The sequence below is a fragment of the Catenulispora subtropica genome, from assembly GCF_039531675.1.
GTDB classification, from domain to species: Bacteria; Actinomycetota; Actinomycetes; order Streptomycetales; family Catenulisporaceae; genus Catenulispora; species Catenulispora subtropica.
Genome location: NZ_BAAAQM010000020.1, coordinates 43217 through 55786, shown reverse-complemented (window position 1 = coordinate 55786; position 12570 = coordinate 43217). Strand labels below are relative to the sequence as shown.

The window sequence follows — 12570 nt, the reverse complement described above, 5'->3', positions numbered from 1 at the left end:
CATGATCTCGTTCAACAGCACCCAGATCTGGGTCCACGATCAGGACGTGGCCCTGGAGTTCTACACCAAGACGCTCGGCATGGTCGTGCGAGCCGATGTCTCGTTGCCGGAGATGGGCGGTTTCCGGTGGTTGAGTGTCGGGCCCGCGCATCAGCCGGACATCAGCATCGTGCTCATGAAGATCCCGGGCGAGCCGGTGATGGACGACGCCACCAAGGCCAAGGTCGAGGAGCTGATGGGCAAGGGGCTGGCCGGCTTCCTGTTCCTCACCACCGATGACGTCGACGCCACCTACGCCGAGCTCACGGCCAAGGGGGTGGAGTTCGTCGACAAGCCGACGGATGAGCCCTATGGCCGTGACTCCTCGTTCCGGGACCCGTCCGGGAACCACATCCGGCTGATGAAGCCCTACTCGATGGGGTGAACTTTGATCGCGACAGAGTGAACCCCGTCGACGGCGGCGAGGCTCACCGCGCGCTGCCGAGCCCCCGGTCCGCCTCTGCGCCGGCCAGCATCAGCGTGACCTCTTCGAGGCGGACGAAGCGTCCGTCGGGGGCGCGCTCGGCGAAGACGTAGACCTCGTGAGAGGTCGTCGAACCGTCGACCTTCACGACGTGGATCGTGTGGCGCTCGGCGTAGACGGGTTCCTCGGCGACCTCCTCGTGGACGTGGATCACGCCGTCGGCGACCACCGTGCGCAGGTGGGCGATGTGGGACGTGAACTCGGCCCGGTCGGCCCACACGCCGTCGGTGCGCTGGCGGTAGTCCGGGGCGAAGTGCCGGTCGATCGCCGTGGCGAGCGGCAGCTCCGGGGTGAGGAGCAGGTCGGTCAGGGCGGAGGCGATGGTCGTGGCCATGGTGGGCTCCCAGGAGAAGTGAGTTTGCGTGCGTCTTGCACGCATCTTGTCGGAGCGACCGTAGCAGATGCGTGCGCCGTGCACGCTATTCTGGGTCCATGACCTCCCTCACCGGCGGCGACGTCGCCGAAGCGATCGGCCTGCTCATCCAACGGAGCACCCGGACCGGCCTCTACGCGGCGCTGGTCGCCGACATCGCAGAAGGCCTCGACGAGAACGCGTACCCGGTCCTCAGCGGCCTGGCCAGGACCGGTCCGTGCAACGCCGCCGACCTGGCCGCCGTGGTCGGCATCGACCGCTCGGGGGTGAGCCGGCACGCGAGCCGGCTCGAAGCGGCCGGGCTGCTGCGCAGGCAGCCGGATCCGGCGGACAGACGCGCGGTGCTGCTCGTCCTCACCGAGGCCGGGGTCGCGGCGGTGGCGGAGATGCGGCGGCGGTTCGCCGAGCGGATCGAGGCGTGTCTGGCGACGTGGCCGCCGGGGGAGGCCGAGGCCTTCGCCCGCGGCCTGCGGCGCTTCGTCGAGGAAGGGCCGTTCTAGAAAAGCGAGAAGGGCGTCCGAGGGGGGACGCCCTTCTCGCTCAGGAACCTCTGGCGGGATCTGCTGCTACTGCCCGGTCGTCGACCCGACCCCCGCGTACAACGCCTCCACGTCCTCGGCGTTCTCCAGCATCACCACGTTGCGCTTCAGCTTCATCGACGGCGTCACCTGTCCGCCCTCGACGCTCCACTCCGAGCCCAGCACCGTGAACTTCTTGATCGCCTCGGCGTGGCTGACGGCGCGGTTGGCGTCGTCGACGGCCTTCTGGATCTCGGCGCGGACGTCCGGGTCGGCGGCGGCCTCGGCGATCGTCCAGTTCGCCGGCTTGCCGTGGGCCTCGGCCCAGATCGGGAGGCCCTCGGGGTCGAGGGTGACCAGGGCGGCGATGAAGGGCTGCTTGTCGCCGACCACCATCGACAGGTTCACCAGGGGGTGGGCGTTGATGCGGTCCTCCAGGACGGCCGGCGCCACGTTCTTGCCGCCCGCGGTGACCAGGATCTCCTTCTTGCGGCCGGTGATGGACAGGTAGCCGTCCTTGTCCAGCGAGCCCAGGTCGCCGGTGGCGAACCAGCCGTCCTTGACCGCGTCGGCGGTGGCGCCGTCGTTGTTGTAGTAGCCGGAGAACACCATCGGGCCCTTGACCAGGATCTCGCCGTCGTCGGCGATCTTCACCGAGGCCCCGGGCACCGGGACGCCGACGGTGCCGGGGCGGGGGGCGCCGATCGGGTTCAGGGTGATCGCCGCGCAGGTCTCGGTCAGGCCGTAGCCCTCCTGGACCGCCAGGCCGATGCCGTGGAAGAAGTGCACCAGCCGGGTGCCCAGCGGCGCGCCGCCGGAGACCGCGAGGGTGGCGTTGCCGCCCAGGGCGGCGCGCAGCTTGCCGTAGACCAGCTTGTCGAAGACCGCGTGCTTGACCTTCAGGCCCAGCGGGACCTTGCCCGCGTAGTCGGCGCGGGACCAGGCGATCGCGGTGGCCGCGGCCTTGTCGAAGATGGCGCCCTTGCCCTCGGCGTGCGCCTTCTGCGACGCGCCGTTGTAGACCTTCTCGAACACCCGCGGCACGGACAGGATGAAGGTCGGCTTGAAGGAGCCGAGCTCCTCCACGATCTTCTTGGTGTCCGAGCAGTGCCCGAGCTTGACCCGTGCGGTCAGCGCCGCGGTCTGGATCACCCGGGCCAGCACGTGCGCCAGCGGCAGGAACAGCAGCGTCGAGCCGGAGCTGTTGAACGCGGCCTCGGCCATGCGCGTCACGTTGTGGCACTCGGCCAGGAACTGGCCGTGGGTCAGCACGCAGCCCTTGGGCCGGCCGGTGGTGCCCGAGGTGTAGATCAGCGAGGCCGGCGACTCCGGCGTGGCGGCGGTGCGGCGCCGGTCCAGCTCCTCGTCGGTGATCTCGCCGCCGGCCGCGCTCAGCTGCTCGACGGCGCCGGTCCCGCTGTCCGGCGCGATGATCCAGACGTCCCGCACCGCCGGGGCGCCCCCGAGCCCGGAGTCGGTGGCGCCGGTGCGCGCGGTCTGCACGGTGGCGGCGTTGACCGAGGTCTCGGCGAACACCGCGATCGCGCCGGAGTCGGACAGGATCCACTCCACCTGCTCGGCGGAGGAGGTCTCGTAGATCGGCACCACGACGGCGCCGGCCTCGAACAGCGCGAAGTCCAGGAGCGTCCACTCGTACCGGGTCCGGGACATCAGCGCCACGCGGTCGCCGGGCGCCACCCCGGCCGCGGCGATGCCCTTGGCCAGGGCGCGCACCTCGGCCAGGAAGGCCTTGGCGGTCACGTCGTGCCAGGTGCCGCCGGCCTTGCGGCCCAGCAGCGCGGCGTCGGGAGTCTTCTCGGCCGCGTCGTGGACGACGTCGGTAAGGTTTCCGGCGGCACCGACTTCGTAGAGCGGCGGGACGCTGAACTCACGCACGTTGGTCTTGACTCCTCGTCTTCGAGGCCGGGGACGGCGCGGCGACCGAACGCCACCAGGCCGGGGTGCCCTGACGCTACTGCTTATTACCAACCAGTAGGTAGTACTTGATGCTGTTTTGTAACCTGCGCGACTCCTGGCCATGCCAAGGGAGTTTCGAGACCATCATGCCCTGTCGGGACCCTCGGCCGGTCGTCGGCCGTGGCCTACGCGATAGCCTTGGCCGCAACCACCGACGGCGAGGAGGCGGGCCATGTCCGAGCGCACGAAGTCCAGCATCGACATCGCGGCTCCGCCGGAGGCCGTGCTCGGGGTGATCACCGACTTCGAGGCCTATCCGCAGTGGACCGGCGAGGTGAAGGACGCGCGCATCGACGAGCGCGACGACGCCGGCCGCGCCACCCGCGTCTGGTTCCGGATGGACGCCGGGGCGCTGCGCGACGAGCACACTCTGGCATACGAGTACCCGAGCGGGACCGAGGTCCACTGGACCCTCGTCTCCTCGAACATGATGCGCGCGCTCGACGGCTCCTATGTGGTCGAGGCGACCGACTCCGGCAGCCACGTCACCTACCAGCTCGCCGTGGACGTGAAGCTGCCGATGGTCGGCCTGCTCAAGCGCAAGGTCGAGAAGCTGATCATCGACCGCGCCCTGTCCGGTCTGAAGAAGCGTGTCGAGGCGATCGCGGCGTGACCCGTCTGCTCTTCCTGACCGGCCCGGGCGGCGCCGGCACCACGACGCTGGCCGCGGCCACGGCGCTGCGCGCGGCCGCGGCCGGGCACCGGGTGCTGCTGCTCGGCGTGGCCGACGCCGGGGAGCTGGCGCAGGTGCTCGGGGCGTCCGGGGTGTCGGGCGACGGCAACGTGCTCGACATCGATGACCTCGACGCATTCGACGAGGCCGACGATTCGGGTGGTTCCGGCGGTTCAGGCGGTTCGGGCCGTTCCGGCCGCGCGCGCCGCGCCGGCCGGCACGGCTTCCTGGCCAACCTCACCGTCCGCCGCTTCGATCCGGCGGCCGCCACCGAGAACGCCCTCGTCGACCTGGCCAAGCTGCTCTCCGGGCCGCTGGCCGCCGCCGGCCTGTCCACCCCGGACGCCACCGAGCTCGGCCCGGTCCCGGGCCTGCCGGACATCCTCGCGCTGCGGGAGATCGCCGGCGCGGTCGCGTCGGCCGAATGGGACACCGTCGTGGTCGACGGGCCGCCGCTGAAGGCCGCGCTGGCGATGCTGGCCTGGCCGGAGACCGCCGCGGCCGCCCTGCGCCGCCTGAAGCCGGTCGAGGGCCAGGCCGCCCGCGCGCTGCGCCCGCTGCTGGCCGGGCTGGTCGGCCTGCCGTCGCCGTTCGCCATGGTCACGCAGTGGACCGAGGAGGCGACCGCGCAGATCGGCCAGGTGCGGATGGCGCTGGCCCATCCCGGCAGCGTGGTGCGGATCGTCGGCTCGCCCGCGGCCGCCGCCCAGCCGCTGCTCCAGGCCGCGCCGACCCTGCTCGCGCTGCACGGTCTGCGCGCCGACACCGAGACGCTGGCCGACGTCCCGCGCGCGCCGGCCGAGCCGCTGGGCGTCACCGCCCTGTCGGCCCTCGGCACCGCCGTCCACGGCGACGCCGACCCCACCCCCGGGCTCGCCGACCCGCCGGAGCCCGCGGTCGTCGCGGACGGCGACGACTACCGCTACGACCTGCCGCTGCCCGGCGTCGAACGGGACCAGCTGGGGCTGGTCCGCTCCGGCGACGAGCTGGTCGTGACCGTCGACGTCCCCGGCGTCACCGCGCACCGCCGCGCGTTCCCGCTGCCGGCCGCGCTGCGCCGCTGCCGCATCGCCTCGGCCCGGATCGCCGACGGCGTGCTGCGGGTCGGCTTCCAACCGGACGAGGACCTGTGGCCCGAGCGGTTCCTGACGGACGATAGTGAAGACGCACAAACCGGCGACAGTTGACGGGAGGGACGCGAGCCGTGAGTGACGCGACTGGCAGGACGGGTGAGCCCGAGGAACAGGACATCCCCTTCGCGGACGAGCCGAGGTCCGCGAACGGCGGCGAGGGTGAGGGCGAGGCCACGGACCGTGCCGAGCCTTCCAAGGACCGGACACCGCCCGGCTCCGGCTCGACAGGGCCCACCACCGTGCGCGAGGATCTCGGGACGCTCGCCGAGGAGGCGCGCAAGCTCTGGTCGACCATAGAGGCGCGCGTCGTCGCGCCGGCCGTCGAGTCGTACCCTGAGGTGGCGCGCCACCTGGGCGCGGCGGGCCGCGAGGTCGCCAAGGCGTTCCGGTCGGCCGTGCGCGGCTCGGAACAGAACTGGCGGGACGGAGGCGCCGGGCACAAGTCCGATGGGGCGCGGCAGCAGGAGAAGATCACCGTCGAGCGGGTGGACCGGATCGATCCGCCCGAACAGAAGAACAGGGACTAATGACTCTCACCATCGGCGTAGACATCGGCGGCACCAAGATCCTGGCCGGCGTGGTCGACGAGAAGGGGAAGATCCTCGACTCGGTCAAGGTCTCCACCCCGGAGGACTCCGACCAGACCGCCGACGCCATCGCCGAGGCGGTCCGCAAGGTCCGCGGGGACCACGAGATCGGCGCGGTCGGGCTGGGTGCCGCCGGCTTCATCGACGCCGACCGCGCCACCGTGCTGTTCGCCCCCAACGTGTCCTGGGTGAACGAGCCGCTCAAGACCCGCATCGAGGAGCGCGTCGGCCTGCCGGTCGTGGTGGAGAACGACGCCAACGCCGCGGCCTGGGGCGAGGCCAAGTTCGGCGCCGCGGCCGGCCACGACGACGTGATCGTGCTGACCGTCGGCACCGGCATCGGCGGCGGCCTGATCCTCGGCGGCGCGCTGTACCGGGGCCGGTTCGGCATCGGCGGCGAGCCCGGCCACTACCGCGTCGTGCCCGACGGCCGGCCCTGCGGCTGCGGCAACCGCGGCTGCTTCGAGCAGTACGCCTCCGGCAGCGCCCTGGTCCGCGCCGCCCGGGAGCGCGCCGCCGCGGCCCCCGGCAAGGCCAAGGACCTCCTCGCCCTGGGCGACGGCTCGGTCGAGGGCATCCAGGGCTCGCACATCACCGAGGCCGCCCGCGCCGGCGACACGATCGCGCTGGCCGCGTTCCACGAGATCGCCGACTGGCTGGGCCAGGGGATGTCGGACATGGCGGCGCTGCTCGACCCGAGCGCGTTCGTGCTCGCCGGCGGCGTCTCCGAGGCCGGCGACCTGCTCCGGGCCCCGGCCGCCGAGGCCTACCGCCGCAAGCTGGCCGGCGCCGGCCACCGCCCGTACGCGCAGGTGCTCACCGCGACCCTGGGCCCCGACGCCGGCCTCATCGGCGCCGCGGACCTCGCGCGGCTCTAGCTGTACTGCCCAGGCCAGGAGGTCTTCGCTTCCACATCCAGCAGGCCGGAAGCGATCACCGCTTTCCCCCATGGCGATCACCGCTTACCGTGGTGATCGCCATGGCGGAGACAGTGCGAATCCTCAGTTACAACGTGCGTTCCCTGCGGGACGACCGTGCGGCCCTCGCGCGCGTGGTGCGCGCCTGCGCCCCCGACGTGGTCTGCGTCCAGGAGTCCCCACGCTTCTTCGGCTGGCGGCGCGCGGCGCGGGCGATGGCCGCGGCCTTCGGCCTGGACGTGGTGATCGGCGGAGCCGACGCCTCCGGGAACCTGCTGCTGGCCGGTGGACGCGTGCGGATCACGGCGAAGGAGACGCTGTATCTGCGGCACCGCAGGGGTCTGCATCTGCGCGGCATGGCGATGGCGGCCGTCACGGTCGGCCAGAGCGCCTTCACCGTGGCCTCCACACACTTGAGCTTGGACGACGCGCAGCGCCGTGACCAGGCCGGGGAGGTGCTCGAGCGGCTCGACGCGTTCGCGGAGCGGGAGCGGACGCCGACGCGGGTGCTGTGCGGGGACTTCAACAGCCGTCCCGACAGCTCCGAATGGGTGACGCTGACCTCGCGGCTGGCCGATGCCTGGCAGGCGGCACCCGAGGGGGAGGAGTACACGTCCACTGCGAAGGACCCGTATCAACGGTTGGACGCGGTGTTCGTCTCGCGGGACGCGACGGTGATGCGGGCCGGAGTGCCGACGGACCTGGCCCGTCAGGCCGACATGGCGATCGCGAGCGACCACCGGCCGGTGCTGGCCGTGGTGACGATCTGAGGAACCTCAGTGGCGGGGTCTCAGCGGGGTCTCAGACGACCGCGCCGTTGTCCGGATCGTCGTACTCGTCCCGGTCCGGTTTCATCCGCATGACCAGCGTGATGATGCCGCCGAACACCCCGATGATCGCCAGCCAGCCCAGGTACTCCGGGGTCTGCCAGCCGAGCAGCGTGTGCAGGACCAGGAAGACGACGCCGCCGATCAGCATGGTCCACGACGCCAGTGTCGCGGCGCTGGCCTGCGGCAGCTCCGGGTCCGGCGGCTCGTAGTGCTCGACGTAGTCCAGCGGGTCGGCGGTGGTCTCGTCGGTGGGCTCGACGATGCTGCCTTCCCACTCCGGCCGGGGATCCAGGACGGGGTAGCGGATGATCTTGTGCGGCCGGCTCGGGCCCGGGACCGCGCCGCTCCCGGCCTCCGGGCGGCCTCCCTGCGGGTCGGGAGCCGACTCGCCGTGGAACGCGGCGACCAGCTTCTCGAACTCGACGCGCTCGCGGGCGATGCGCTCGTCCTCGGTCTCGGCGACCACGGTCTCGGTCTCGGTGGCCGGCTCGGCGCCGACGGCCGCGTCCGGGCCGGGCTCGGCGGCGCCCTCGGCGTGGTCGGGGAGCTCGGCGTGCTCGGCCGGCAGGTCCGACTCCACCGACTCCACCGGCTCCTCGGGCAGGCCGGGGCCGGGCTGTTCGTTGGCGGTGCTCACGTCAATTCCCCAACCCGGCGACCCGGCGGATGAATTCCACGGACCCCTCGTAGATCCGCTCCGCGTCGTGATCGAGCGTCGCCACGTGCGAACTCTTCTCCAGGACGTGCTCGGCCACGTCCGTGGACGAGATCCGGGCCAGGATCAGGGCGCTGTTCGACGGGTGCACCACCGGGTCGGTGACCGAGCGGTACAGCAGCGTCGGCTGCGTGACCTTGGGCAGGTCGGCCTGCACCGTGCGCCAGCCGCCGGCGAAGGAGTCCAGGGCCTTGAGCGGCACCCGGTCGTACGCCAGTTCGCTGACGCCCTCCTTGTTGATCGCGTTCCCGATCCCCGCCACGCTGGGCACCAGGTGCTTGAGCACCGGCAGCAGTCTGATCGACGCCTTGTCCGGCTTCACCGAGGGGTTGACCAGCACGATCCCGGCGATCTCGGCGCCGTGCCGCTCGGCCAGCCGCAGGGTGAGCGTGCCGCCCATCGACAGGCCCATCACGAACACCCGGTCGTAGGCGGCCTTGAGCTCGTGGAACGCCCGGTCCACCTCGGCGTACCAGTCGTCCCAGGTGGTCACCTGCATGTCGCGCCAGTCCGTGCCGTGGCCGGGCAGCCGGGGCAGCCGGACGCCGAAACCGGCCGCCGCCAGGTGGTCGGCCCAGGGCCGCAGCGACTGCGGGGAGCCGGTGAAACCGTGGCAGAGCAGCACGCCGACGCGGGGCTCGGCCGCGGACGCGTCGTGGGCGAAGGGTTCGGCACCGGGGAGCACGGGCGCGGTCATGGTCACCATCGTTCCACGGCGGGCGGGGGGAGTACAGCGACGCCGCAAGCAGTAGGGTTCGCTACGGAAACCCAAAGGTAACGCCGTGCGTTGACGGAATGAAGTCACCGTGCGCCCACGTCCCACTCACCGAGAGGCAGACGGTTGTTCTACGGCTTGCTCAAGGTCGTGTTCCTCGGACCGCTGCTGCGGGTGCTGTTCCGGCCCTGGGCCAAGGGTCTGGAGCACATCCCGGCCGAGGGCCCGGTCATCCTGGCCAGCAACCACCTGTCGTTCTCCGACTCCTTCTTCATGCCGCTGATGGTGCCCCGGCCGGTCTACTTCCTGGCGAAGTCCGACTACTTCACCGGCAAGGGGATCAAGGGACGGCTGACCGCGGCCTTCTTCCGCGGGGTGCGCTCGGTGCCGATCGACCGCTCCAGCGGCCAGGCCGCCGACCCGGCGCTGAAGACCGCGCTGCGCATACTGAACGAGGGCAAGGCGCTGGGGCTGTACCCGGAGGGCACCCGTTCGGCCGACGGCCGGCTGTACAAGGGCCGCACCGGCATCGCGCGGATCGCCCTGGAGTCCGGCGTGCCGGTGGTCCCGTGCGCCATGGTCGGCACCTTCGAGATCCAGCCGTCCGGCCAGGTGGTGCCGAAGATCAAGCGGGTCGGCGTGAAGTTCGGCGAGCCGCTGGACTTCTCCCGCTACCGCGAGGTCCCCGGCGCCGCCGACGACCGCTACATCCTGCGCTCCATCACCGACGAGATCATGTACGCGCTCATGGACCTGTCCGGCCAGGAGTACGTCGACATGTACGCCACCGACGCCAAGAAGCTCATCGCCGCCGAGAAGGCCGCCGAGCGCGCCGCGCAGCGGGCCGAGGCCAAGCGCACCGCCGCCGAGGAGCGCCGCGCCGAGATCGAGGAGAAGCGGCAGCAGGAGTCCGACGAGGACGCTCAGCGGAAATGAGCGGATCGGGGGGTCCGGCGGGGGAGCAGGGGGCGCAGGGGGTGGCGTCAGCGTCGCGGCCGCCTCAGCGCAGGACTCAGCCGCAGCTCCAGGCTGCGCAGCCGCAGCCGCAGCCGCAGCCGCAGCCGCAGCCGCAGCCGCAGCCTCAGCCGGAGCCTCTGCCGCAGCCGCAGGTCCAGCCCCTGCCGCAGCTGGAGCCCCTGCCGCAGCCGCCGCCCCAGCCCCAGCAGCGTGGCGCCGTCGACACCGCTCTGTGGCGCGCCCTCGGCGCTTTCCGCGCCCTCGCCCTGGGCTACGCCGTAGCCCGCTTCGCCGCCTCCTACGGCCGCTACGCCCACATAGGTGCGGCGGTCGCGATCCTGCTCAGCATGGGCGCCTGGACCGCGTGGACGACCATCGTCTACCACCGCACCTCCACGACCCGCCGGGCGCTGCTGGCCTTCATCGTCACCGACCTCGCGGTCGGGGCGGCCAGTGTGCTCAGCACCGTCCTGGTCGACACTCCCGAGCGCGTGCACCAGGGCGCGATGACCCTGCCCACGGTCTGGTCCGCGGCCCCGGTGATCGCCGCGGCGATCACCCTGGGCTGGCGCGGCGGCCTGGCCGGCGCCGCCTTCATCGGCACCGCCGACCTCGCCGAGCGCGGCGCGCTGACCCAGGACGCGTTCCACAACATCGTGCTGATGGGCCTGCTCGGCACCGCCATCGGCTACGTCACCGAGCTCGGCCGCAACGCCGAGCTGACCCTGGTCCGGGCCCAGCGCCTGGAGGCCGCCACCCGCGAGCGGCAGCGCCTGGCCCGCGACATCCACGACGGCGTGCTGCAGGTCCTGGCGCTGGTCCAGCGGCGCGGGGCGGAGATCGGCGGCGCCGGGGCGGACCTGGGCCGGATGGCCGGGGAGCAGGAGCGCGCGCTGCGCTCGCTGGTCAACTCCTGGCACGAGGTGGAGGACGGCGGCGGCGACCCGGTGGACCTGGACCTGTCGGCGCTGCTGGGCCGGCTGGCCGGGCCGCGGGTGACGCTGTCCGGCCCCGGTGAGCCGGTGACGCTGCCCGGCCCGGTGGCCCGGGAGGTGGCCGCGGCGGTGGCGGCCGCCCTGGACAACGTCCGGGTGCACGGCGGCCCCGGCACCGACGGTCTCGGGGCGCGCGCCTGGATCCTGGTCGAGGACGACGTCGACGGCGTCGTGGTCACCGTCCGGGACGACGGCCCCGGCATCCCCGAGGGCCGCCTGGAGGAGGCCCGCCGCGCCGGGCGCCTCGGCGTCGCACACTCCATCGAGAGCCGGCTGCGCGACGTCGGCGGCCGCGTCGACGTGGTCTCCGTCCCAGGCCAGGGCGCTGAGATCGAGATGCGGGTGCCGCGGGTGCCGCCGCCGCGGACCGGGGCGTCCTCGGTGTCCGCGCTGCGCAAGGCCCTGCGATGAGCCGGCGCGCGCGCCGTGCGCGGGGCGCACCGGACCGGCCGCGCGCCGACCACCGGCCGGAACGGGGCGTGCGGTGAGTGGGCGCGGCTTTGTAGAGTCGAGTCCCGTGAACACTCAGGTCCGGGTCATGGTCGCCGACGACCACCCCATGTGGCGGGACGCGGTGGCCCGCGACCTCGCCGAGGCCGGGTACGACGTGGTGGCCACGGCGGGGGACGGCGAGGAGGCGGTGCGGCGCGGCACGGCCGCGCGCCCGCAGGTCGTCGTGCTGGACATGCAGATGCCGCGGCTGTCCGGGGCGGAGGTGACGGCCCGGCTGGTGGCCGCCGACCCGGACGTCAAGGTGCTGGTGCTCTCGGCCTCCGGCGAGCAGCACGACGTGCTGCAGGCGGTGAAGGCCGGCGCCATCGGCTACCTGGTGAAGTCGGCCAGCCGTGAGGAACTGCTGGCCGCCGTGGAGCGGATCGCGATCGGCGACCCGGTGTTCACGCCGGGCCTGGCCGGACTGGTGCTCGGGGAGTTCCGGAAGCTGGCGATGCTGCCGCCGGGGACCGGCGCCGGAACCGCCGCCGACACACCCCGGCTCACGGAGCGCGAGACCGAGGTGCTGCGCCTGGTGGCCAAGGGCTTGTCCTACAAGCAGATCGCCGACCGGCTGGTGCTGTCGCACCGGACGGTGCAGAACCATGTCCAGAACACACTGAACAAGCTCCAGTTGCACAACCGCGTCGAGCTCGTACGCTACGCGATCGCCCAGGGGCTGGACGAGGACGACGAGGAATGACCCCGGACGACCCGGCTTTGAACGACCCGGCGGCTCGGCTGACCACCGGCGGCGCCGACCCGGAACTGGCCGCCGTGCTCGACGCCGGCCTGGATGAGTACAACTTCGCCGCGACCGGCACCACCAAGGAGGACCAGGACCGGTTCTCGGTGAAGGTCGTGGACGACGCCGGTGAGATCATCGGCGGATTGACCGCGTGGACCTGGGCCGGACTGTGCGGGATCAGCATGCTGTGGGTGCGGCCCGACGCTCGCGCGGACGGCTGGGGCTCGAAGATCCTGCTCGCCGCCGAGCAGGAGGCGCGCCGCCGCGGCTGCGACCGTGTCGCGGTGTCCTCGTTCACGTTCCAGGCACCGGGGTTCTACCAGCGGCACGGCTACGTCGAGACCGGCCGCACGCTGGGGATCCCCGGCGGCGCGGAGGACGTCCACCTGTTCAAGCGGCTCGACGGGTAACTTTCTG

General features: G+C 72.4%; 15 protein-coding genes. 11 read left to right on the top strand and 4 right to left on the bottom strand.

What is annotated here, in order from left to right:
• The first annotated feature begins 1 nt into the window (after nt 1).
• On the top strand, nt 2-424 hold the full coding sequence (locus ABD466_RS18775) for a VOC family protein (RefSeq protein WP_344658377.1): 423 nt from the start codon (nt 2-4) through the stop codon (nt 422-424).
• A 43-nt stretch (nt 425-467) separates the two neighbouring features.
• On the opposite strand, the gene ABD466_RS18770 is transcribed toward ABD466_RS18775, so the two are convergent.
• Nucleotides 468-857 (bottom strand): RNA-binding protein, encoded by a 390-nt coding sequence (locus tag ABD466_RS18770; protein WP_344658376.1) that lies wholly within the window; start codon nt 855-857, stop codon nt 468-470.
• A 98-nt stretch (nt 858-955) separates the two neighbouring features.
• Between ABD466_RS18770 and ABD466_RS18765 the strand changes: the two genes are divergently transcribed.
• Nucleotides 956-1396 (top strand): MarR family winged helix-turn-helix transcriptional regulator, encoded by a 441-nt coding sequence (locus ABD466_RS18765; protein WP_344658375.1) that lies wholly within the window; start codon nt 956-958, stop codon nt 1394-1396.
• 66 nt (nt 1397-1462) lie between these two features.
• Here ABD466_RS18765 and ABD466_RS18760 read toward each other — a convergent pair whose 3' ends face one another.
• A complete protein-coding gene (locus ABD466_RS18760) occupies nt 1463-3310 on the bottom strand; it encodes an AMP-dependent synthetase/ligase (protein WP_344658374.1) in 1848 nt (615 codons plus the stop codon).
• 253 nt (nt 3311-3563) lie between these two features.
• Here ABD466_RS18760 and ABD466_RS18755 point away from each other — a divergent pair, with 253 nt between their 5' ends.
• The 5 genes from ABD466_RS18755 to ABD466_RS18735 all read left to right on the top strand — a co-directional run bounded on the left by ABD466_RS18755 (nt 3564) and on the right by ABD466_RS18735 (nt 7471).
• A complete protein-coding gene (locus tag ABD466_RS18755) occupies nt 3564-4004 on the top strand; it encodes an SRPBCC family protein (protein WP_344658373.1) in 441 nt (146 codons plus the stop codon).
• Entirely contained in the window at nt 4001-5251 is a 1251-nt protein-coding gene (locus ABD466_RS18750; RefSeq protein WP_344658372.1) for an ArsA family ATPase, read from the top strand. Before ABD466_RS18755 ends, ABD466_RS18750 begins: the two co-directional genes overlap by 4 nt.
• A gap of 17 nt (nt 5252-5268) precedes the next feature.
• Entirely contained in the window at nt 5269-5724 is a 456-nt protein-coding gene (locus ABD466_RS18745; protein WP_344658371.1) for a DUF5304 family protein, read from the top strand.
• On the top strand, nt 5724-6662 hold the full coding sequence (locus ABD466_RS18740) for an ROK family glucokinase (protein ID WP_344658370.1): 939 nt from the start codon (nt 5724-5726) through the stop codon (nt 6660-6662). Before ABD466_RS18745 ends, ABD466_RS18740 begins: the two co-directional genes overlap by 1 nt.
• A gap of 101 nt (nt 6663-6763) precedes the next feature.
• Nucleotides 6764-7471 (top strand): endonuclease/exonuclease/phosphatase family protein, encoded by a 708-nt coding sequence (locus ABD466_RS18735; protein ID WP_344658369.1) that lies wholly within the window; start codon nt 6764-6766, stop codon nt 7469-7471.
• Between the two features lie 31 nt (nt 7472-7502).
• Here ABD466_RS18735 and ABD466_RS18730 read toward each other — a convergent pair whose 3' ends face one another.
• A complete protein-coding gene (locus ABD466_RS18730; RefSeq protein WP_344658368.1) occupies nt 7503-8168 on the bottom strand; it encodes a hypothetical protein in 666 nt (221 codons plus the stop codon).
• A 1-nt stretch (nt 8169) separates the two neighbouring features.
• Nucleotides 8170-8943 (bottom strand): alpha/beta hydrolase, encoded by a 774-nt coding sequence (locus ABD466_RS18725; RefSeq protein ID WP_344658367.1) that lies wholly within the window; start codon nt 8941-8943, stop codon nt 8170-8172.
• A 144-nt stretch (nt 8944-9087) separates the two neighbouring features.
• On the opposite strand from ABD466_RS18725, the gene ABD466_RS18720 reads away from it, so the two are divergent.
• The 4 genes from ABD466_RS18720 to ABD466_RS18705 all read left to right on the top strand — a co-directional run bounded on the left by ABD466_RS18720 (nt 9088) and on the right by ABD466_RS18705 (nt 12563).
• Complete coding sequence (locus ABD466_RS18720; protein WP_344658366.1) at nt 9088-9897, top strand: lysophospholipid acyltransferase family protein; 810 nt, start codon at nt 9088-9090, stop codon at nt 9895-9897.
• Complete coding sequence (gene macS, locus ABD466_RS18715; protein WP_344658365.1) at nt 9894-11324, top strand: MacS family sensor histidine kinase; 1431 nt, start codon at nt 9894-9896, stop codon at nt 11322-11324. The genes ABD466_RS18720 and macS overlap by 4 nt, the downstream gene beginning before the upstream one ends.
• 127 nt (nt 11325-11451) lie before the next feature.
• Entirely contained in the window at nt 11452-12108 is a 657-nt protein-coding gene (locus tag ABD466_RS18710) for a response regulator (protein WP_344658456.1), read from the top strand.
• Complete coding sequence (locus tag ABD466_RS18705) at nt 12105-12563, top strand: GNAT family N-acetyltransferase (protein ID WP_344658364.1); 459 nt, start codon at nt 12105-12107, stop codon at nt 12561-12563. The genes ABD466_RS18710 and ABD466_RS18705 overlap by 4 nt, the downstream gene beginning before the upstream one ends.
• Nucleotides 12564-12570: the final 7 nt, after the last annotated feature.